The sequence below is a fragment of the Pseudomonas fontis genome, assembly GCF_028656955.1.
Lineage (GTDB): Bacteria > Pseudomonadota > Gammaproteobacteria > Pseudomonadales > Pseudomonadaceae > Aquipseudomonas > Aquipseudomonas fontis.
Genome location: NZ_JAMDGY010000017.1, coordinates 96192 through 116279, shown reverse-complemented (window position 1 = coordinate 116279; position 20088 = coordinate 96192). Strand labels below are relative to the sequence as shown.

The following is a 20088-nucleotide window of genomic DNA, read 5'->3' as shown; positions in this document are numbered from 1 at the left end:
GGCAAGACGGTATCTACAAGGTATGGATGTATCTCAACTGAACGCGTTGATGAACCAGGTAATCAACGGCAACGCCACCAGATCGATCAACACCGCCCCGCACAGCGGCACGATGATGAACGCCTTGTACGAGAACACCTTGTAGTGGTCGCAGATCGCGCCCATGTTCGCCACCGCGTTCGGCGTCGCGCCCAGGCCATGGCCCATGTAGCCGGCACACAACACCGCCGCGTCATAGTTGCCACCGAATGCGCGGAACAGCACGAACACGCACAAGAGCACCATGATCACCACCTGCACCACCAGGATCACCAGCAACGGCAAGCCCAACTGCTCCAGTTCCCAGAACTTCAGGCTCATCATGGCCATGGTCAGGAACATCCCCAGGCTCACATCGCCCAGGGTGCTCACCGCGTTGTCCGGCAGCTCGATAAAGCGCGCACGGTCATTGAGGTTGCGCAGCAGGATCGCGACAAACATCGCACCGACGTACACCGGCAGGACAATCCCCACATGCGCCTTCAGCGCATCGCCAATCCAGAAGCCCAGCACCATGATCACCAGCACGCTGGTCAGCAGGCGCAGCCACATGCCCGCATCAATCGCCACCACAGGGGCCGCTTCACTGGCCTTGGCCAAGGCTTGCAGCTCACCGGACTGCTCGCTTTTCACCACCAGTTTCTTGCTGTCGATCAGGTAGCGCGCCAACGGGCTACCCAGCAACCCACCGGCAATCATGCCGAACGTCGCCGAGGCCAGGGCAGCAGTGGTTGCACCCGAGGTACCCAGGCTCTCGGCAATCGGCCCGAATGCCGCCGCCGCACCAAAACCGCCTTCCAGCGAGACCGCACCCGCCATGATCCCCAGCAGCGGATCAATGCCCAGTGCCTTGGCCATCACCACACCGACGGTGTTCTGCAGCAACGCCAGGCCCCAGCAAGCACCCAGGTAGATGAACAGGATCTTCCCGCCCTGGCGCAGCAGGCCAAGGCTGCCGCCCAGGCCGACCGTAGTGAAGAACATCACCATCAGCGGCGTCTGCATCGCCGTGTCGAGCTTGATGTCCAGCCATTGCTGGTCGCGCAGCAGCCACACGGCCAGGGCAAACCCGAAACCGCCGATCACCGGGGCCGGCACGCACAGCTGGCGCAGCCAGTAACTGTGCTTCTTCAATTGCGCACCCGTGGCCAGCAGCAACAAGGCCAGGGCGACGGTGGTCAGTGCATCCAGTTGCAGGGTCAGCATGGGCAAACACTCTTCTTTTTATAGTGAACAAAGGATGGGGTTGGGGGCGCGACTCAGTCGATCAGGCTGGCCAGCAGCCGTGCGCCGATGCGCGCGGTGCGGTTGTCCTGGTCAAGGCCGGGGTTGAGCTCGGCGACATCGGCCAAGCGCAATTTGCCGCTGGCCTTGGCCCGCCGGGCCAGGTGCTCGACCACCATCAGGTCGACGCCATGCGCGGACGGCGCGCTGACGCCGGGCGCTTGCGCCGCCGGCAGGACGTCCAGGCACAGGGTCATGTAGAGGTGGTCGATACCGCTGAGGAAGGCATCAAGAAAACGCTCCATCTCCGGCATGTCCCAGGGCTGCATCTGCCGGTCCAGCAGGTAGCGCACATTGAGTCGCTCGGCCTGGTCGAACAGCGCCTGGGTATTGTTGAAACGGCTCACGCCCAGGCAGCAGTAGTCAAATGGCATGTCGGCCTGCTCGCAGTACTCGGCGATCTGCCGGAACGGCGTGCCAGAGCTGCTGCGCTCGGCATGGCGCAGGTCGAAATGCGCATCGAAATTGAGGATGCCGATACGCGGGGCAGGCGTCTCGCGGCGCAGGTGCTCGGCCAGGCCAAGGAAGCTGGCGAAGGCGATTTCATGCCCGCCGCCCAGGCCCAGCGGCAGATGGCCGTCGCCCAGCAGTTCGGTCATGGCCTTGGCGTAGGCCAGTTGGGCGCCTTCCAGGTCGTTGCCGACGCAGTCGATATCCCCGGCATCATAGAGCGGGCAGTCGCTGTGCCAGGCCAGGTTGGCCAGGGCCTTGCGCAAGGCCGGTGGCCCCTGGCGCGCGCCACTGCGGCCCTGGTTGCGGGTGACGCCTTCGTCACAGGCCAGGCCCAGCAATGCGATGCCGGCGGGCTGGCCCGCCTGGCTCGGTTTTACCCATTGGTGCCAGCGGCGCGCCGCCTGGCCTTCGCCCGCGTCGATGCGGCCCTGCCAATGTGCCAGGACAGAAGTGGTGGTCATTGCGTTTACTCCGGGTGAATTCAGTCGAGTCGGGCGCTGACGCGCAGGGCCACTTCGCGGGTCCAGCGGGTCAGCCGTTCGGCGCTCTGCTCGGCGCGAAAGGCCGGCGCCATGAGGCTGATCGCGCCGTGCAGGCGGTTGCGGCTGTCGACCACTGGGGCACTCACGCCCCAGATGCCTTCATCGATTTCACTGAGGCTGACGGCGTAGCCCTGCTCGCGAATGGCGATGAAGCTCTGTTGATAGGTGGCCAGTGCGTCATCTTCGACGCCCTGCTCTTCGAGGATGGCCTGGCTGCGCAGCGCGTCCATGTGGGCGAGCAGCACCCGTGCCGAAGCGCCGACCCGCAGCGGCTGGGCCAGGCCTTTCTGGTAGCAGCAACGCAGCGGCTGCGGGCTGTCGATCAGCTCGATGCAGATCGCCTGGCCGTTGCTGGGGACCATCAGCGCAACGCTTTCCTGGCTGAGTTCGGCCAGGCGCTTGAGTTCGGGTTTGGCCAGGGTGACCAGGACGGCTTCGCGGTCGAATTTTTTTGCCAGTTGCAGGCAGGCCGGGCCGGGCAGATAGCGGCCCTGGCCATTGTCTTCGGCCAGGCCCCAGCGCAGCAGGGTTTTCAGATGGCGATAGGTGCTGCTGAGTGGTTGCTCGAGGTTCAGCGACAGTTCCTTGGCCGAGAGGGCTTCATCGGCTTGCCCCAGGGCAACAAGGATCTGCAAGAGTCGGTCGGTAGGCGTGTTGTAGTTCATTGGGCGCTCTCCTTGCACACAGGGTGCACGGGGTTTCCCAATTAGTGAAACGGGATTCCTACTGAGTGGGAAATGGACTACCGATAACCGACAAGTGGTGTGTGGGACAAGGTGCGGGCCCCATCGCCGGACGAGCCCGCTCCCACGGCGAGTATTGCCTCTGTGGGAGCGGGCTCGTCCCGCGATAGCGTCACCGCCGACTCAGGCTGGAATGGCCAGATAAGCCTGTTCATCCCCCGGGCTGCGCTGAAAATGCCGTTTATATTCGCGGCTGAACTGCGAGGTACTCTGATAGCCCACCCGGTGCGCCACCTGCGCCACCCCCAGGCCTTCGCCAATCAGCATCTGCTGCGCCTTGAGCAGGCGCAGTCGCTTGAGGTACTGCATCGGCGACACCAGGGTCGTGCGCTTGAAATGCTCATGAAAGGTCGACGCACTCATGTTCGCGCAACTGGCCAGTTCCTCGACGCTCAACGGCTCGGCATAGTGCTCGCGCAAATGGCTCAGCGCCGCCGCGATCCGCGCAAAATGCCCCTGCTGCTCGACCAGTGCCCGCAACACCCCGGCCTGCGGCCCGCGCAGCGCCACATAAAGCACCTCGCGTACCCGCGCCGCACCCATCACCTGGCACTCCAGCGGGTCCTGCAAACAGCGCAGCAAGCGCTCGACACTGTCACGCATCGGCGCATCCAGCGCCGCCGAGGTCATCGACTCCGGCGTCTGTGCAGCAATCTGTTCATCCACTGGCAGCCCCATTGCCTGGACCAGTTCGCCCAAGACGATCCGGTCAATCGCCACCGCCACCCCGAGCAGCGGCTCATCCTCGGTGGCAAAGGTCTCGCACATGAACGGCACCGACAGCGCCTGCACCAGGTAATGCCCCGCCCCGTATTCCAGGGTGCGCGGCCCCAGGCGGGCCAGCTTGCTGCCCTGGGCGAGGATCATCAGGCTCGGCTCGTAGATCTGCGGGCTGCTCGCCACATAGTGGTTCCAGGACAGCACCTGGACCTGCGGCAGGCGTGTGTCGACAAAGCCTGGACGCAGCGCCAACGGCGCGATCAGGGCACACAGCGTGGCGTTTTCAGCGGAACGGGAAGTCAGTTGCATGGGAAACCGGAACGGAGGATCAGACACTCGCATCATCGCAGCTCTGTGGCCAATTGCACGCAGCCAGGAGCATTCCCGGAGGATTGGGCATGACACCCGGAGGAATGCGAATGGGCGCCACACCCGGCCGGCAGCAGAATGCGCTCACTTTCATCCGTCATCGCTTTGCGAGGTTCACCATGTATACCGCTATCGGTTATGCCGCCCAATCGGCCAGCACTCCCCTCGCCCCCATGACCTTCCAGCGCCGCAGCCCGCGCCCGGATGATGTCGCGATCGACATCCTGTATTGCGGCGTGTGCCACTCCGATATCCACCAGGCACGCAACGAATGGGGTATCGCCGTGTACCCATTGATGCCCGGCCACGAAATCGTCGGCAAGGTCACCGCCGTTGGCGCCAATGTCACTGGCCATAAAGTCGGCGACCTGGTCGGCGTCGGCTGCATGGTCGACTCGTGCCGACACTGCGAAGCCTGCAAGGCAGATCTCGAGCAATACTGCCTCGAAGGCCCGACCCTGACCTACGCCACCCCGGACCGCGTCGACGGCAGCAACACCATGGGCGGCTACTCCAGCAGCATCGTGGTCAGCGAGCATTTCGTGGTGCGCATTCCCGAAGGCCTGGACCCCGCCAGCGCCGCGCCGATCCTCTGCGCCGGGATCACCACCTATTCGCCGCTCAAGCATTACGGCGTCAAGGCCGGTGACCGCGTCGGCATCCTCGGCATGGGTGGCCTGGGCCACATGGGCATCAAGTTCGCCAAGGCACTGGGCGCCGAAGTGACGCTGTTCACCCGCTCGGCGAGCAAGGCCGAAGAAGCTCGCCGCCAAGGTGCCGACCATGTGATCGTGTCCACCGACCCCGCGCAGATGCAGGCCGCTGCCGGGCATTTCGACTTCCTGCTCGACACCATCCCGGTGCAGCACGACCTCAACCCTTACCTGGAAACCCTGAGGTTTGACGGCGTGCACATCCTGGTCGGCCTGATCGAACCCATCGACCCGGCCCTGCACGCCGCCAACCTGGTGATGAAGCGTCGGGTATTGGCCGGCTCGTTGATCGGCGGTATCGCTGAGACCCAGGAAGTCCTGGACTTCTGCGCCGAGCACGGCATCACCTGCGACATCGAGATGCTCGACATCCGCCATATCAACGAGGCCTATACGCGCATGATCGCCGGCGACGTGAAGTACCGCTTCGTCATCGACATGGCCACGCTCAACGGCTGAGATGGCTGAACAACTGGCTGCCCAGGGTCTGGGCAGTATCCAGGTGCGGCGCCGGGTCTTGGCTTTCCGAGTCCAGCAGCAGGTGTGAGGTGATCACCTGGGCGCCGCAGTAGTCGAAAATGCCGTGATCGATCTGGGTCTGCATGGCCTTGGCATAGCCATGGCGCTCCAGCGTGCCGGCGTCACCACCACCCAGGGCAACCAGGTGCACGCGCAGGTGACGCAGCTTCTTCACCAACTTGCCTTCCTCGCTGTCATAGGCCCAGCCGCCGGTGAACACCCGGTCGATCCAGCCTTTGAGCAAGGCTGGCATCGACCACCAGTAGATCGGGAACACCAGCACCAGCGTATCGGCAGCGTCGATACGCGCCTGCTCGGCCAGCACATCTTGCGGTACCGCCCCCTGGGCGCTGAACAAGGCGCGGTCAGCCAGGTTGAAACGCGGGTCGAACCCTTCAGCGAACAAATCGGCAATCTCGAACGTATCGGCCGGGTTGGCCTGTACCAGGCCCTGCCCTACCTGCCTGGCCAGGCTGTGAGTGAGCGACGCTGGTTCCGGGTTGGCAACAACGATCAGTGCATGCATGGCGAACTCCTGGGCAAAATTTGCAGATGAGACCTGAAGCTCATATGCTAGGGATAAGTTACCCTTAGTAAGTTACGTTTGGTATATAAGACATGTCAAGCAGTGAATTGCAGGTAAAACCGCGCCGTCGACTGTCCCGTGAGGACCGTCAGCGGCAATTGTTGGATGTCGCCTGGCAAATGGTTCGCGCCGAAGGCACCGATGCGCTGACCCTGGGCCGCCTGGCCGAGCAGGCCGGGGTGACCAAGCCGGTGGTGTACGACCACTTCAGTACCCGGTCAGGCTTGCTCGCCGCGCTGTACCAGGAATACGACACACGCCAGACCGCCCTGATGGACGCCGCGTTGCACGCCAGCGAAGCCACCCTTGCCGGCAAGGCCAGGGTGATTGCCTCGTCCTACGTCGAGTGCATCCTGACCCAGGGTCGGGAAATTCCGGGGGTCAGTGCCGCCCTGGCCAGCTCGCCGGAGTTGGAGGCGATCAAATGCGGGTACGAAAGCGCATTCATGGACAAATGCCGGGCCCAGCTTGGCCCGTTCGTGGAAGGTGGCGCGTTGTCTGCGGCAGGTCTGATCGGCATGCTTGGCGCCGCCGAGGCGTTGTCACATGCGGCCGCGATGGCCCAGATCACCCCGCAGGACGCCGAAGAAGAACTGTTCCAGAGCATCGTGGCGATGGTCCAGCGGGCCGCGCAAGCGCACTGAATACGCTGCGCGGCCAGGGCATGACTCAATGCACGTGAGCAGGCGCGCCGAGCAGGAACGCTTCGATTTCGTGGGCGCTGGCGTGTGGGTCTTCCTGCATGAAGCAATGCCCACCCGTCACTTGCCGAGGCTCGATCTGCGTATTGAGCCCCGCCCAACGCTTGAGTGACACCGGCACAAAGGGATAGGTTCTTTCGCCGTGCAGCACCAGGCTCGGGGTTTTCACCTGGGCCAGGGCTGCCCACATGCGGTGCGGGAAGGAACTGAAGATCTCGACTTCGCGGCTCGGCCGACACTTGAGCACCACCCCTTCACCGCAATCGCCGATGGCGTGATCGACATACGCCTGCAAGGCGCCATCGCTCCAGCCCTTGAAGATGCCCCGGCCATGCAGCGAGGCATGCGCCGCCTCGCGGTCGGGCCAGTAGCTGCGGCGTGTCGCGGCCTTGCGGGCGAGGTTGTGCCGGCGGTGCATGCCGAACCAGGCGGCAACGCCCATCACCCCGATCATCGAGCGGCTGAACACCACCGGGTCGAGCAGTACCGCGCGCTCAAACAACTGCGGCTCACGGGCCAGCATCAGCCCGGTCAGCACCCCGCCAAAACTGTGGCCAAGGGCGTAGCACGGCACCTCGGGGTATTCCGCCCGACCGGCCTGGAATGCTTCAATGGCCAGCTCGGCGCTGCGGTTCCAGCCCACGAAGGCCCCGCCATGATCGCTGTCCCCATGCCCTTGCACATCGCTGAGCCAGAGGTCGAAGCGCTCGGCCAGCACTTCCAGCATGGGCTGGTAGGCCAAGCTGCAAAAACCCGTGCCGTGGATGAAGTGCAGCAGCGGCTTGCCGCTGGCTGGCGAGCGCCAGCCGCGCAAGGTGAAGTGTTCGGCGCAATCATGCGACCAGGGGATCAGTTCCATCGGGACTCGCTGCAAGGCTCAAGAAAAGCCGGATTCTACAAACAGCAGTGGATACAGCGATAGCACCAAGAGTGCGGCCATCAGCAGATTGAACGCCTTCAACCAGCGCGGGTCTTGCAGAACCGTGCGCAAGGCGCTGCCGAACATGACCCAGACGCAGACGCTGGGCAGGTTGACGATGGCGAACACCACCGAGATCACCACCACGTTGAACAGGTAGCCCTGGGCGGGTGTATAGGTGGTAATGGCGCCAATCGCCATGACCCAGGCTTTCGGGTTTACCCACTGGAAGGCCGCCGCGCCCCAGAACCCCAGCGGCTTGCGACTGCCAGGCTCGGCGGCCGAGAGCGGGCCGGAGGTGGCGATCTTGTAGGCGAGGTACAACAGGTACGCGGCGCCGACGTAGCGCAGCACGGTATAGGCCAGCGGGTATGCCTTGAACACCTCGCCCAGGCCCAGCCCTACCGCCAGTACCATCACCATGAACCCGATGCTCACGCCCAGCGCATGCGGAATGGTGCGCCGCGCGCCGAAGTTCACCCCCGAGGCCAGCAGCATGGTGTTGTTCGGGCCAGGGGTGATCGAGGACACGAAGGCGAACAGGATGAAGGCAAACAGCAGGTCGAGTGAGGTGAGCATGGCAGCGGTCCTGGCGATGGGGCGGTGATTGACACTACCCAACACGCGCCGATCAGCTGCGATACAGTTGCGCAAAATTGTGCCGCTACACTTCACTGTCCTGGAACAGACCCATCTGCCGGTCGATCAGCGCACTGAAATCATCCCCAACAAATGGCAGGATCGCGTCGGCAATTGGCTGCAATTGCCGGCTCAAATAGTGCTCGTAGTCGATGCCGCTGCGGCGGTTCTCCAGGGGCTCCGGCCCGCCCAGGGTGATCACGTAGCTGATCCAGCCACCGTTCTGGTATTGACGCGGACGGCCCTGGCGGTCGTTGTATTCATCGGCCATGCGCGCCGCCCGTACATGCGGCGGTACATTGCGCTGGTAGTCAGTGAGCGGCCGGCGCAGGCGCTTGCGGTACACCAGCAACTCGTCCAGTTCACCCGCCAGGGTCTGGCGCACATAGCCGCGCAGGTACTCCTGGTAAGGCCGGCGCTGGAAGATCCGCTGATACAGCTCCTGCTGAAACTGCCGGGCCAGCGGCGACCAATCGGTGCGCACGGTTTCCAGGCCCTTGTAAATCATCTCGTCCTGCCCGTCGGCACGCTGCACCAGCCCGGCATAGCGTTTCTTGCTGCCCTCCTCCGCGCCGCGGATGGTCGGCATCAGGAAGCGCTTGTAATGCGTTTCGAATTGCAGCTCCAGCGCGCTCACCAACCCGTAGGTGTCCTGCAGGTGCTCGCGCCACCAGTCATTGACCAACTGCACCAGGCTGCGCCCGATACGGCTCGCGTCAGCTTCATCATGGGCGCTCTTGAGCCAGACGAAGGTGGAGTCGGTGTCCCCGTAGATCACCGTGTAGCCCTGGGCCTCGATCAGCTCGCGGGTGCGGCGCATGATTTCATGCCCGCGCATGGTGATCGACGACGCCAGGCGCGGATCGAAGAAGCGGCAACCGCTGGAGCCGAGCACGCCATAGAAGGCATTCATGATGATTTTCAGCGCCTGGGACAGCGGCGCATTGTTTTCTCGCTTGGCTGTTTCCCGCCCCTGCCAGACACGCTCGACAATCGCCGGCAGGCAATGTGTCGTGCGCGAGAAACGCCCACCGCGAAAGCCCGGCACGGAATGCTCGTCGTCCGGCTTACGCAAGCCCTCCACCAAGCCAATCGGGTCGATCAGGAAGGTGCGGATGATCGACGGGTACAGGCTCTTGTAGTCCAGCACCAGCACCGATTCGTACAGCCCCGGCCGCGAATCCATGACAAACCCGCCGGGGCTGGCTTCTTCCGGCTTGCCGCCCAGGCTCGGCGCAACAAAACCCTGGCGGTGCATCAGCGGGATATACAGGTGACAGAACGCCGCCACCGAACCGCCGCTGCGGTCAGCGGGCAAACCGGTGACCGTGGCGCGCTCCAGCAGGAAGGTCAGCAACTCGGTCTTGGCGAAAATCCGCGTTACCAGCTCGCAGTCCTTGAGGTTGTAGCGGGCCAGGGCCGGCTTGTCCTCGGCGAACATGCGGTTGATTTCGTCCATGCGCTGGTACGGCGTATCGATGGCCTTGCCTTCGCCGAGCAGGGTCTGCGCGACGTTCTCAAGGCTGAACGAGGGGAAACTCCAGGTGGCCGAGCGCAGCGCCTCGATGCCGTCGATGATCAGCCGCCCGGCAGCCCCGGCAAAGAAATGCGCGCGGCTGCCATGCTCGCGCCACTCCATCACCTCGCCGCCACGCCCCAGGCGCAGCGGCACCTTCAATTGCTCGGCATGCTTTTGCAGGACGCGCAGGTCGAACTGCACCAGGTTCCAGCCGATGATCGCGTCCGGGTCATGCACGGCCAGCCATTGGTTCAGGCGCTCCAGCAACTGGGCGCGGGTGTCGCAATATTCCAGGTCGAAGTCGACGCCCGTGGCATCGCCATTGGCCGGCCCGAGCATGTACACCTGGCGCTGGCCACAGCCTTCAAGGGCAATCGAATACAGCTCGCCGCGCTCGGTGGTCTCGATGTCCAGCGACACCAGTTTCAGGGTGGGTCGATAACTCGGTGCGGGCTTGAGCTGGGCCTCGGTCAGCAGGCCATTGCCATCGGGCGTACCGCTGAAGCTAACCGGCGCGGTAATGAAGCGCTCCATGAGGAAGCGCTCCGGCGGGCGGATATCGGCTTCCAACACGTCGATACCCGCCGCGCGCAAGCGCTTGTCCAGCTGGATCAACTGGCGGTGCTGGCGGCAATAAAGGCCCAGCACCGGACGCTGCTCGAAGTCGCGAAGGGCCAGGGGGCGCAGTTCCACATCGCGCTCCCCGCGCAGCACGACCTCGGCCCGCTCGCGCTGCTCGGCGGGGATGAAGGCCACGGAAGTCTGCACCGGCAAACGTACCTGACGTGGGCCCTGGTCGGTTGCCAACCAGAACTCCACTTGCGTACCGCCCGGCGTATCTCGCCACTGACGGGTCAGGACGAAGCCCTGTTGTACCTCCACCGCTGCAACCTCACACACTCGACTGTGGGTGGATTCTACCTGAGGCGCAACGCCTTAGCCGGGATTGCGACCGCCCAGCGGGAAACCGTGGCGATCAGCACGCCAGGTCAAGGCCAGCGCCACGCCTAGCAGCGCGACCAACACCCAGGGGAAGCTGCCAACGCCCACCTGACTCAGCAATACCCCGCCCACCACGCCGCCGCCGGCAACGGCAAGGTTCCACACCGTGACGATCATCGACTGCGCGACATCCGCGCCCTCGCCCGCCGCGTCGGCACTGGCGGTTTGCAGCAAGGTGCCCGCACCGCCAAAGGTCAGGCCCCAGAGCACGACGCTAAAGTACACCAGCGAAGGTTCACCCGTGCTCAAACCAAGCAGTACCGAGGCCACGCCAAAACCGGCCAGGCTCCCCAGTACCAGGCGGCGCAAGTGCCGGTCGATCAACGCCCCGACCACGACAATCCCGCCCAGTGCCGCCAGGCCGAACAGCAGCAACACCTGCCCGGTGTGCCCCACCAACCCGGCAGCGGCCAGGAACGGCACGATGTAGGTGTAGAGGATGTTGTGCGCCAGCACCCAGGTCAGAATCACCGCCAACACCGAACGTACCCCCGGGGTGGTCAGAACCTGGACAAAGCCAGCGCGTTTGCCCGGTGGCAGGCCGGCGAAATCCGGCACCTTGGCCAGCACCCAGGCAATCAGCACCAGTGTCACCACCGACATCAGCGCGAAGGTCGGGCGCCAGCCGAACAAATCACCGAGCCAGGCCCCGGCCGGCACCCCCAGGGACAGCGCAATCGGCGCGCCGATCATGGCTACGGCCATCGCCCGGCCCTGCTGGCTGGCACTGACCATGCGCCGGGCGTACCCGGCAATCACCCCCCAGGCCAGGCCCGCCGCCACCCCGGCCATGAAGCGTGAGGCCAGCGTCAGGCTGTAGTCCTGGGAGATGGCGGTGAGGGTGTTGAACACCCCGAAACCGACAATCGCCAGCAACAACACCCGGCGCCGGCGCCAGCCCTGGGTCCAGGTCACCAGGGGAATGGCCGACAGCAACGCGCCCAGCGCAAAGGCCGTCACCAACTGCCCGGCCATCGCCTCGCTGACCTGCAAGCCGCCGGCGATATGCCCGAGCAGGCCGGCTGGCAAAGTCTCGGTAAGGATCGCGATAAATCCCGCCATCGACAGCGCGAGCAAGCCGGACAGCGGCAACGGCGGTTCGGCGGCATCCGCCTGGGTAAGGCCGGCTTCGGCCGGGCAACTGCTCTGGGACATGGTGCTGCTCCTGTGAATTGACGTTGCAGCACGATAGGCTCTCGTCAACTACGGAACAAGATGGTTAGAATTCCGCTTAACACGGACATCAATGTCCGTAATTGGAGATCGCGCGTGGATAGCCTCAGTGGCTTTGTAGTGTTCATCAAGGTGGCGGAAACCCGCAGCTTCGTCGCGGCGGGCAAGGCCCTGGGGGTGAGCGCGTCGGCGGTCGGCAAGCGGGTTGCGCGCCTGGAGCAGAAACTCGCCGTACGCCTGTTCCACCGCAGCACCCGCAGCATCACCCTGACCGCCGAGGGCACGCTGTTCCTGGAGCGCAGCCGGCGCATCCTGGCCGAGATCGAAGCCACCGAACTGGAGCTCACCCAGGCCAGCCAGGCGCCACGTGGCCGCCTGCGGGTCAGCCTGCCGCAAATGAGCGGGATGATCGTGCCGCTGCTCAGCGACTTCATTGCCCAGTACCCGCTGATCGAGCTGGACCTGGACTTCAGCGACCGCATGGTCGATATCGTCGGCGAAGGCTTTGACGTGGTCCTGCGCACCGGCGAGCTGTCGGACTCGCGCCTGATTGCCAAGCGCCTGGGCAATTTCCGCCAGGTACTGGTCGGTTCGCCCGCCTACTTCCAATGCCGAGGCACACCGCTGCTGCCCAGCGACCTGCTCGAACACCATTGCCTGCATTACCGCTTCGTCACCAGCGGCAAGATGCAGCGCTGGCCGCTGCGTAAAATTGAAGGCATGGCCGATGTCGAGATCCCGGTGAACATGGTGTGCAACCATCTGGAAACCCGTATCTGCTTCGCCCTGCGCGGGCAAGGCATCGCCTGCCTGCCAGACTTCACCGTGCGCGACGAATTGGCCAGCGGTGCCTTGGTGACGGTGCTGGAGGAGCACCTCGAGCGCAGTGGCAGCCTGTTCCTGCTGTGGCCGTCGAGTCGTCAGCTGGCACCAAAATTGCGCGTATTTATCGATTTCATGGAGCAGCGCCTGTTTCCTGGCGCCACCTGCCCCTGAACCCGCTACGTCCATCGCCCATCTGCGCCGATGGCTTTCGGGACACCCCACGCTGCGGCTAGAATGACGCCGCATTCAAGGAACGCTGAGCCGAAGGACCGCCGGATCTACCCATGAACAGAGCAACAGAATTTATCCGCCCGCCAACCTTCGGGCACAAGGATCACCAACGTGCGGTTTGATCGTCCCTTCTATTCGCTGATGTGCCTGCTGCCTTTGATGGCCTGGGCAGACGAACCTCGCATCGATCCTCACGCCGACCTGCTCTACCGTCAGGCCCTGCCGCTCCTGCAGAGTGCCGACACGCAGAGCAGCACCCTGTCGCTGAACGACCGCCCGAGCGAAAAGGATCTGATGAGCCAGGTGCAAGCACTGGGGCGCTCGCTGGAGCCGGCGGTGAACCTGCTGCAAAAGGCCGCCGAGTTGAATCATCCGGTCGCCCAGTACCGCCTGGCCTTGCACTACATCACCTACTTGCCCGCCGCCGAGATTTCTTCAGCCGTCTGCCCATTGCTTGACGCCAGCCTGCACCAGGGCTTTGCCCCGGCGGCGCTGGCGGTGGAAGGCTGGTGCCCGAACCTGCGCGAGCAGGCCGGCTATCGCCGGGCGCTGGAACGGGCTAACAGCCAGGCCAGCCAGTTTGCCGCCTACTACCCGCAACCGGCCATCCGCCTGCAATGCCTGCGCGAGCGGCCCAAGGGCCTGGCGATGCAATGGGGGCGCCAGCGCGATTTCCAGGCCGAAGTCTATCGCCTGCTGGCGAGCGTTGACCGCGTGCACCGCACGCAGTACTTCCAGAAAGCCGTCGACATCAACGGCTGCGCCACTGCCCAACGCCACCTGATCAGCCTCAACTGATCAGGTCACCGGCGCCGGGTTGAACAGGGTCAGGTCGTTGTGCAGACGGTGGCGTTCAGCCCAGGTGCGCTGACGGCCACTGGCGACCTCCAGGTACAGCTGGAAGATCTGCCAACCCAGCTCATCCAGGCTCAGACGCCCCGAGGTGACCTGCCCGGCGTCCACGTCGATCAGGTCCGGCCAGCGCTCAGCCAGCTGGGTGCGCGTTGCCACCTTGATCACCGGCACCATCGACAAGCCATAGGGCGTACCGCGCCCGGTGGTGAAGATGTGCAGGTTCATCCCGGCCGCCACCTGCAACGTGCCGCAGACAAAGTCACTGGCCGGCGTGGCGCAGTAGATCAGGCCTTTACCTCGCACCTTCTCGCCCGGCGCCAGCACCCCGGCAATCGCACTGGTGCCGGACTTGGCAATCGAGCCCATGGCCTTTTCAACGATGTTGTTCAGCCCGCCCTTCTTGTTGCCCGGTGTGGTGTTGGCACTGCGATCAGCCTGGCCGCGTTCCAGGTAGCGGTCATACCAGTCCATCTCGCGCACCAGCGCCTGGGCCACTTCGGCCGTGGCCGCGCGCGGCGTCAGCAGGTGAATGCCGTCACGCACCTCGGTGTTTTCGGAAAACAGCACGGTGGCCCCGGCCCTGACCAGCAGATCGGCCGCCACCCCCAGCGCCGGGTTGGCAGTGATCCCGGAGAACGCATCGCTACCGCCACACTGCATGCCGACCACCAGCTCCGAAGCTGGGCAGGTCTCGCGCTGGCGACGGTTCAGCTCGGCCAGGCGCGTGTCGATCATGCCGAGGATCTGCTCGACCATGCCGCTGAAACCTTGCGCCGAATCCTGCAGGCGGAACAGCCAGGCCTCTTCATCCTGGTCAGCCGTCAGCGCATCCCCCGGCATCAACTGCTGGGCCTGGAGCTTTTCGCAGCCCAGGCCGATGACTAGCGCCTGGCCACCGAAGTTGGGGTTGCGGCTGATGTTGTGCAGCGTGCGGATCGGAATGATCGCATCCGGGGCGTTGATTGCCACTCCGCAGCCGTAGCTGTGGGTCAGCGCGACCACATCGTCGACGTTTGGATAGCGCGGCAACAGTTCACGCCGAGCGCGTTCGATGCAATGCTCGAGCACGCCGGTCACACACTGCACAGTGGTGGTGACGCCAAGGATATTGCGGGTACCTACGCTGCCATCCGGGTTGCGAAAGCCTTCAAAGCTGTAGCCCTCCAGCGGCGCCTGGGTCGGTGGCACGGCGGTGGCCATCGGCAGGTTGTCCAGGCGTGGCGCGTCGGGGATGCTCAGCAGGGTCTCGCGTACCCAGCTGCCGGCGGCAATGGCCTGCAACGCATGGCCAATTACCGTGCCGTAGCGCACCACCGGCTCCCCCGCGGCGATATCGCGCAGGTTGACCTTGTGGCTCTGCGGGATCGCCTCGCAGGCGACCAGGCCGTCGGCGAAACAACCGCCGGCCGCCACGCCCTGTTCGTTGACCACCACCCCGACGTTGTCGTCCGGGTGCAGGCGGATGTAGCGCGGTGAGTCCTGATGTTGAATCAACTGCATGATGGAACCCTCACCTCAGGTACGCGCCGAGGCCATTTCGCCCGGTGCTTTTGTTGCGTCAGGCTGCTTTGGGCTGTCGATCAACTCGACCCGCTCGATCTTGCCGACAATCACCAGGTAGCTGAACACCGCCACCAGCGCATTGGCGCCGACATACACCAGGGCCCACTTGAACGAGCCGGTGGCGCTGATGATGTAGCCGATGACGATTGGCGTGGTGATCGAGGCAATGTTGCCGAAGGTGTTGAACAGGCCGCCAGACAACCCGGCAATCTGCTTGGGCGAGGTGTCGGCGACCACTGCCCAGCCCAACGCGCCGATGCCCTTGCCGAAGAACGCCAGGGTCATGAAGCCGACCACCATCCACTCCGCCTGGACATAGTTGCAGAACACCATGGTGGTGGACAGCATCAGGCCGCAGACGATGGGCAGCTTGCGGGCGAAGGTCAGCGAATGGCCACGGCGCAGCAGCCAGTCCGACAGCACGCCGCCGAGCACCCCGCCAATGAAGCCGCAGATGGCTGGCAGCGAGGCAACTATGCCGGCCTTGAGGATGGTCATGCCGCGTTCCTGCACCAGGTACACCGGGAACCAGGTCAGGAAGAAGTAGGTAATCGCGTTGATGCAGTACTGGCCCAGGTACACCCCCAGGAGCATGCGGCTGGTCAGCAGTTGCTTGATGTAGCCCCATTTCGGCCCGTCGTTGCCACGGCGCTGGTCCATGTCGACCAGGCCGCCGTTCTGTTCGATATGGGCAAGCTCGGCAGCGCTGATGCGCGGGTGTTCCTTGGGGTTGTAGATGGTCTTCAGCCAGATGCCGGAGAACAAAATGCCCAGCACCCCCATCACCACGAACACGTGCTCCCAGCCAAAGTGGAAGACGATCCAGCCCATGATCGGCGCGAACAAGGCGGTGGCAAAGTACTGCGCCGAGTTGAACACGGCCGAGGCAGTGCCCCGTTCGGCGGTTGGGAACCAGGCAGCGACAATGCGCGCATTGCCCGGGAACGACGGGGCTTCGGCAAAGCCCACCAGAAAGCGCAGGATGAACAGCGTGGTCACCGCCCAGGCCACCGGCATGCCGCCGACGAAACCTTGCAGCAGGGTGAACAGCGACCAGGTGAAGATCCCGGCGGCGTAGACTTTTTTCGAGCCGAAGCGGTCGAGCAACCAGCCGCCGGGGATTTGACCCGCGACATAGGCCCAGCCGAAGGCCGAGAAGATATAGCCCAAGGTGACCGCATCGATACCCAGGTCTTTTTGCAGGCTGGAGCCGGCAATGGCAATGGTGGCGCGGTCGGCATAGTTGATCGTGGTCACCAGGAACAGCATGAGCAGGATCAGGTAGCGAACGTGCGATTTGTTTTCGCTTTGCATGGCGGTTAACTCCCACTAATTATTGTTGTGCGGGTAGCAATTTTCCGCGGCCCGTTCGACGAACGGGCCGTTGGCGAGGTCAGGCGCCGATGTAGGTGGTCTTTACCGTGGTGTAGAACTCCTGGGCGTAACGACCCTGCTCACGCGGGCCATAGGACGAACCTTTGCGCCCGCCGAACGGTACGTGGTAATCCACCCCGGCCGTGGGCAGGTTGACCATGACCATGCCGGCCTGGGCGTTGCGCTTGAAGTGGTTGGCGTACTTGAGCGAGGTGGTGGCGATACCGGCCGACAGGCCGAATTCGCTGGCGTTGCACGCCTCGAGGGCCTGCTCGTAATCCTTGACGCGCAAGATGCTGGCCACCGGGCCGAAGATTTCCTCACGGTTGATGCGCATCTGCGCGCTGGTCTCGCTGAACAAGGCCGGGGCCATGTAGTAGCCATCGGTGGCACGGCCGAGGCGTTCACCGCCGCAGAGCAGGCGTGCCCCTTCCTGCTGGCCAATGGCGACATACTCCAGGTTCTGCGCCAGTTGCGCCTCGGACACCACCGGGCCGATATCGATGCCGCTTTCCAGGGCATGCCCCACCTTGATCTTCGCCATGCGTTCAAGCATCGCTTCGACAAAGCGCGGGTAAATCCCCTCGGTGACAATCAGCCGGCTGGATGCCGTGCAGCGTTGACCGGTGGAATAGAAGGCACTTTGTACCGAGAGCTCCACGGCCTGCGCCAGGTCTGCGTCATCCAGTACCACCTGCGGGTTCTTGCCGCCCATTTCCAGTTGCACGCGCGCCTGGCGGGCCACACATTGCGCGGCGATGCGCCGGCCGACGCTCACCGAACCGGTGAAGCTCACCCCGGCCACGCCCGGGTGATTGACCAGCGCTTCACCGACCACGCTGCCGCGCCCCATGACCAGGTTGAACACGCCATCGGGGAAGCCTGCGCGGGAGATGATCTCCGCCAGCGCCCAGGCGCAGCCCGGTACCAGGTCGGCAGGCTTCATGACCACGCAGTTGCCGTAGGCCAGGGCCGGGGCGATCTTCCAGGCGGGGATCGCAATCGGGAAGTTCCATGGGGTGATCAGGCCGACCACACCGATGGGTTCACGGGTCACTTCGACGCCGACACCAGGGCGCACCGAGCCCAGCAGATCGCCGCTCAGGCGCAGGCACTCGCCGGCAAAGAACTTGAAGATATTGCCGGCGCGGGTCACTTCGCCCACCGCCTCGGGCAAGGTCTTGCCTTCTTCGCGTGCCAGCAATGCCCCCAGCTCGCTGCGTCGGGCGAGGATCTCGCTGCCCACCTTGTCCAGGGCGTCGGCGCGCACCTGCACGTTGCTTTGCGACCACGCCGGGAAGGCGGCTTCAGCGGCGGCAACTGCGTCCTGCACGCACTGGCTGTCAGCCTGGGCGTACTCGCCGACGACATCGGCAAGATCGGACGGGTTGTAGTTGGCGGCGTACTGCTCAGTGCACACCCAACGCCCGCCAATGTACTGCTTGAATTGTTCAGTCATGACAACCTCTGCCTTATTGCGCGCCCAGGGACTGGATCAGTGCATCAAGCTGCTCGACTTCATCAGGCAGCAGGTCGGTCAACGGCGCGCGGACCGGGCCGGCGTCGTGGCCGACCAGGCGGGCACCGGCCTTGATGATGCTCACGCCGTAGCCTTCGCAACGGTTGCGGATGGCCAGGTACGGCAGGAAGAAGTCATCAATCAGGCGGTTGACCGTGGCGTGATCGTCGGTGGCGACGGCGTTGTAGAAATCCATGGCCGTCTTGGGAATGAAGTTGAACACCGCCGAGGAATACACCGGCACGCCCAGGGCCTTATAGGCAGCGGCATAGACTTCAGCCGTCGGCAGGCCGCCGAGGTAGGTCAAGCGCTCGCCGAGGCGACGACGGATGGCCACCATTGGCTCGATTTCGCCGATGCCGTCCTTGAAGCCGATCAGGTTCGGGCAGCGCTCGACCAGTTGTTCCAGGCTGTCGGCATTCAGCCGGCAGACGTTGCGGTTGTACACCACCACCCCGAAATCCACCGACTTGCAGACCTGCTCGACGTGATTGACCAGGCCTTGCTGGCTGGCTTCGGTCAGGTAGTGCGGCATCAGCAGGATGCCGGCAGCGCCGAGGCGTTCCGCTTCCTGGGCGTAGGCAATGGCCTGGCGGGTCGGGCCGCCGGCACCGGCAAGAATCGGCACCTGGCCCTTGCAGGTATCGACCGCAGTCTTGATCACCTGGCTGTACTCGTTCGGCTCAAGCGAGAAAAACTCGCCGGTCCCCCCCGCTGCGAACAGCGCACTGGCGCCATACGGGGCCAGCCATTCCAGGCGACGGGCGTAGGTGTCCGCACGGAAGTCCCCCGCCGCGTCGAAGTCGGTCACCGGGAACGACAGCAGGCCGGAAGAGAGAATGGATTTGAGAGCGAGTGGGTTCATCGACGATCACCTTGAGCTGAAATTGTTATGGGCAGGTGGTGGAACAGTCGGCAGGCTGCCGGTTGTCGTACGTCATCGTACAACTCATGATAAATATCGACAAGTTGTACGATCTCTTATTTTTCAGCGGCGGGATGTTGATCGATGAAAGGTAGCGTTGCCGGCGCTCGGCCGGCACCGGTTCAGGCGCCCTGTTGGGCTGCCTCGTGGGCTTTGCGCAGGCGTTCGCGGCTGTTGGTCAGGTGCAGGCGCATGGCGGCGCGGGCACCGTCGGCGTCACCTCGGGCAATCGCGTCATAGATGTCTTCATGTTCGCGATTGACCCGCGCCAGGTAGTTCGCCTGGTCGTCATGGGCGATACGCGCCGAGTTCACCCGGGTACGCGGGATGATGCTCGCCCCCAGGTGCCCCATGATGTCGGTGAAATAGCGGTTGCCGGTGGCCTCGGCAATGCGAAAGTGAAACTGGAAATCCGCCGCCACTGCATCGCTGCCGTGGGCCTGGCTGCGTTGCAGCGCATCCAGCGCCTCGCGCATGGACTGCAACTGCGCCGGTACGCGCCGCTGCGCGGCAAGGCCTGCCGACTCCACTTCCAGGCTGATACGCAGCTCCAGAATGGCCAGCACGTCGCCCAGGGTGACGATGGTGGCCGGGTCGATGCGAAACGGCCCGTCGTTGGGCAGGTCCAGCACGAAGGTGCCGATGCCGTGCCGGGTTTCCACCAGGCCGCCGGCCTGCAAGCGCGAAATGGCTTCGCGCACCACGGTGCGGCTGACCCCCTGCTGGGTCATGATCGCCGATTCGGTGGGCAGCTTTTCACCCGGCTTGATCTGGCCATCGCGGATGCGCTGGGTCAGCTCGGCGACCAGGTCCTGGGCGAGGCTGCGGGGACGTTTGCGGGGGGCGGCGGTAATCGACATGGTTCACAGGTTGTC

At 64.3% G+C, this 20088-nt stretch carries 18 protein-coding genes; 4 read left to right on the top strand and 14 right to left on the bottom strand.

What is annotated here, in order from left to right; translation table 11 throughout:
• Window positions 1–33 precede the first annotated feature (33 nt).
• The 4 genes from gltS to M5G11_RS06950 all read right to left on the bottom strand — a co-directional run bounded on the left by gltS (window position 34) and on the right by M5G11_RS06950 (window position 4090).
• Window positions 34–1245, bottom strand: coding sequence for a sodium/glutamate symporter (gltS, locus tag M5G11_RS06965; RefSeq protein WP_273911255.1), 1212 nt, complete (start codon window positions 1243–1245; stop codon window positions 34–36).
• Window positions 1246–1298: 53 nt separating this feature from the next.
• Window positions 1299–2237, bottom strand: coding sequence for a formimidoylglutamase (hutG, locus tag M5G11_RS06960; RefSeq protein ID WP_273911254.1), 939 nt, complete (start codon window positions 2235–2237; stop codon window positions 1299–1301).
• 20 nt (window positions 2238–2257) lie between these two features.
• Window positions 2258–2983: an IclR family transcriptional regulator gene (locus M5G11_RS06955; protein ID WP_273911253.1), complete on the bottom strand. Its 726-nt coding sequence runs from the start codon at window positions 2981–2983 to the stop codon at window positions 2258–2260.
• A 201-nt stretch (window positions 2984–3184) separates the two neighbouring features.
• A complete protein-coding gene (locus M5G11_RS06950) occupies window positions 3185–4090 on the bottom strand; it encodes an AraC family transcriptional regulator (RefSeq protein ID WP_273911252.1) in 906 nt (301 codons plus the stop codon).
• A 179-nt stretch (window positions 4091–4269) separates the two neighbouring features.
• Here M5G11_RS06950 and M5G11_RS06945 point away from each other — a divergent pair, with 179 nt between their 5' ends.
• Window positions 4270–5322, top strand: coding sequence for an NAD(P)-dependent alcohol dehydrogenase (locus M5G11_RS06945; protein WP_273911251.1), 1053 nt, complete (start codon window positions 4270–4272; stop codon window positions 5320–5322).
• On the opposite strand, the gene M5G11_RS06940 is transcribed toward M5G11_RS06945, so the two are convergent.
• Window positions 5312–5908 carry an NAD(P)H-dependent oxidoreductase gene (locus M5G11_RS06940; RefSeq protein WP_273911250.1) on the bottom strand — a complete coding sequence of 199 codons (597 nt, stop codon included), beginning with the start codon at window positions 5906–5908 and terminating at the stop codon, window positions 5312–5314. The two genes, M5G11_RS06945 and M5G11_RS06940, sit on opposite strands and share 11 nt — an antisense overlap.
• Before the next feature lie 92 nt (window positions 5909–6000).
• Here M5G11_RS06940 and M5G11_RS06935 point away from each other — a divergent pair, with 92 nt between their 5' ends.
• Window positions 6001–6612 carry a TetR/AcrR family transcriptional regulator gene (locus M5G11_RS06935; protein WP_273911249.1) on the top strand — a complete coding sequence of 204 codons (612 nt, stop codon included), beginning with the start codon at window positions 6001–6003 and terminating at the stop codon, window positions 6610–6612.
• 25 nt (window positions 6613–6637) lie between these two features.
• Here M5G11_RS06935 and M5G11_RS06930 read toward each other — a convergent pair whose 3' ends face one another.
• The 4 genes from M5G11_RS06930 to M5G11_RS06915 form a co-directional block, all read right to left on the bottom strand.
• Window positions 6638–7528 carry an alpha/beta fold hydrolase gene (locus M5G11_RS06930; protein ID WP_273911248.1) on the bottom strand — a complete coding sequence of 297 codons (891 nt, stop codon included), beginning with the start codon at window positions 7526–7528 and terminating at the stop codon, window positions 6638–6640.
• An 18-nt stretch (window positions 7529–7546) separates the two neighbouring features.
• The gene (locus M5G11_RS06925) at window positions 7547–8167 is read right to left on the bottom strand and encodes a LysE family translocator (protein WP_273911247.1); all 621 of its coding nucleotides are present in this window, start codon (window positions 8165–8167) and stop codon (window positions 7547–7549) included.
• Between the two features lie 85 nt (window positions 8168–8252).
• Window positions 8253–10628 carry a DNA polymerase II gene (locus M5G11_RS06920; protein ID WP_273911246.1) on the bottom strand — a complete coding sequence of 792 codons (2376 nt, stop codon included), beginning with the start codon at window positions 10626–10628 and terminating at the stop codon, window positions 8253–8255.
• Window positions 10629–10682: 54 nt separating this feature from the next.
• A complete protein-coding gene (locus M5G11_RS06915) occupies window positions 10683–11903 on the bottom strand; it encodes an MFS transporter (protein ID WP_273911245.1) in 1221 nt (406 codons plus the stop codon).
• Window positions 11904–12017: 114 nt separating this feature from the next.
• Between M5G11_RS06915 and M5G11_RS06910 the strand changes: the two genes are divergently transcribed.
• Both M5G11_RS06910 and M5G11_RS06905 read left to right on the top strand, forming a co-directional pair.
• On the top strand, window positions 12018–12917 hold the full coding sequence (locus M5G11_RS06910; protein ID WP_273911244.1) for a LysR family transcriptional regulator: 900 nt from the start codon (window positions 12018–12020) through the stop codon (window positions 12915–12917).
• Between the two features lie 201 nt (window positions 12918–13118).
• Window positions 13119–13775 (top strand): sel1 repeat family protein, encoded by a 657-nt coding sequence (locus M5G11_RS06905; protein WP_273911256.1) that lies wholly within the window; start codon window positions 13119–13121, stop codon window positions 13773–13775.
• Here M5G11_RS06905 and garD read toward each other — a convergent pair whose 3' ends face one another.
• The 5 genes from garD to M5G11_RS06880 form a co-directional block, all read right to left on the bottom strand.
• Complete coding sequence (garD, locus tag M5G11_RS06900) at window positions 13776–15332, bottom strand: galactarate dehydratase (RefSeq protein ID WP_273911243.1); 1557 nt, start codon at window positions 15330–15332, stop codon at window positions 13776–13778. It lies immediately after the preceding gene.
• 15 nt (window positions 15333–15347) lie between these two features.
• Window positions 15348–16709, bottom strand: coding sequence for an MFS transporter (locus M5G11_RS06895; RefSeq protein ID WP_273911242.1), 1362 nt, complete (start codon window positions 16707–16709; stop codon window positions 15348–15350).
• A 79-nt stretch (window positions 16710–16788) separates the two neighbouring features.
• Entirely contained in the window at window positions 16789–18228 is a 1440-nt protein-coding gene (locus M5G11_RS06890) for an aldehyde dehydrogenase family protein (protein WP_273911241.1), read from the bottom strand.
• A 13-nt stretch (window positions 18229–18241) separates the two neighbouring features.
• On the bottom strand, window positions 18242–19153 hold the full coding sequence (gene kdgD, locus M5G11_RS06885; RefSeq protein ID WP_273911240.1) for a 5-dehydro-4-deoxyglucarate dehydratase: 912 nt from the start codon (window positions 19151–19153) through the stop codon (window positions 18242–18244).
• Window positions 19154–19335: 182 nt separating this feature from the next.
• Complete coding sequence (locus M5G11_RS06880) at window positions 19336–20073, bottom strand: FadR/GntR family transcriptional regulator (RefSeq protein WP_273911239.1); 738 nt, start codon at window positions 20071–20073, stop codon at window positions 19336–19338.
• Window positions 20074–20088: the final 15 nt, after the last annotated feature.

Bases quoted from the DNA above. Each gene is read 5' to 3' on its own strand.
- M5G11_RS06915 (WP_273911245.1), bottom strand. From the start codon at position 11,903: ATGTCCCAGAGCAGTTGCCCGGCCGAAGCCGGCCTTACCCAGGCGGAT.
- M5G11_RS06925 (WP_273911247.1), bottom strand. From the start codon at position 8,167: ATGCTCACCTCACTCGACCTGCTGTTTGCCTTCATCCTGTTCGCCTTC.
- M5G11_RS06930 (WP_273911248.1), bottom strand. From the start codon at position 7,528: ATGGAACTGATCCCCTGGTCGCATGATTGCGCCGAACACTTCACCTTG.
- M5G11_RS06955 (WP_273911253.1), bottom strand. From the start codon at position 2,983: ATGAACTACAACACGCCTACCGACCGACTCTTGCAGATCCTTGTTGCC.
- M5G11_RS06945 (WP_273911251.1), top strand. From the start codon at position 4,270: ATGTATACCGCTATCGGTTATGCCGCCCAATCGGCCAGCACTCCCCTC.
- M5G11_RS06950 (WP_273911252.1), bottom strand. From the start codon at position 4,090: ATGCAACTGACTTCCCGTTCCGCTGAAAACGCCACGCTGTGTGCCCTG.
- M5G11_RS06905 (WP_273911256.1), top strand. From the start codon at position 13,119: ATGTGCCTGCTGCCTTTGATGGCCTGGGCAGACGAACCTCGCATCGAT.
- M5G11_RS06940 (WP_273911250.1), bottom strand. From the start codon at position 5,908: ATGCATGCACTGATCGTTGTTGCCAACCCGGAACCAGCGTCGCTCACT.
- garD (WP_273911243.1), bottom strand. From the start codon at position 15,332: ATGCAGTTGATTCAACATCAGGACTCACCGCGCTACATCCGCCTGCAC.
- M5G11_RS06880 (WP_273911239.1), bottom strand. From the start codon at position 20,073: ATGTCGATTACCGCCGCCCCCCGCAAACGTCCCCGCAGCCTCGCCCAG.
- kdgD (WP_273911240.1), bottom strand. From the start codon at position 19,153: ATGAACCCACTCGCTCTCAAATCCATTCTCTCTTCCGGCCTGCTGTCG.
- M5G11_RS06895 (WP_273911242.1), bottom strand. From the start codon at position 16,709: ATGCAAAGCGAAAACAAATCGCACGTTCGCTACCTGATCCTGCTCATG.
- hutG (WP_273911254.1), bottom strand. From the start codon at position 2,237: ATGACCACCACTTCTGTCCTGGCACATTGGCAGGGCCGCATCGACGCG.
- M5G11_RS06935 (WP_273911249.1), top strand. From the start codon at position 6,001: ATGTCAAGCAGTGAATTGCAGGTAAAACCGCGCCGTCGACTGTCCCGT.
- M5G11_RS06890 (WP_273911241.1), bottom strand. From the start codon at position 18,228: ATGACTGAACAATTCAAGCAGTACATTGGCGGGCGTTGGGTGTGCACT.
- gltS (WP_273911255.1), bottom strand. From the start codon at position 1,245: ATGCTGACCCTGCAACTGGATGCACTGACCACCGTCGCCCTGGCCTTG.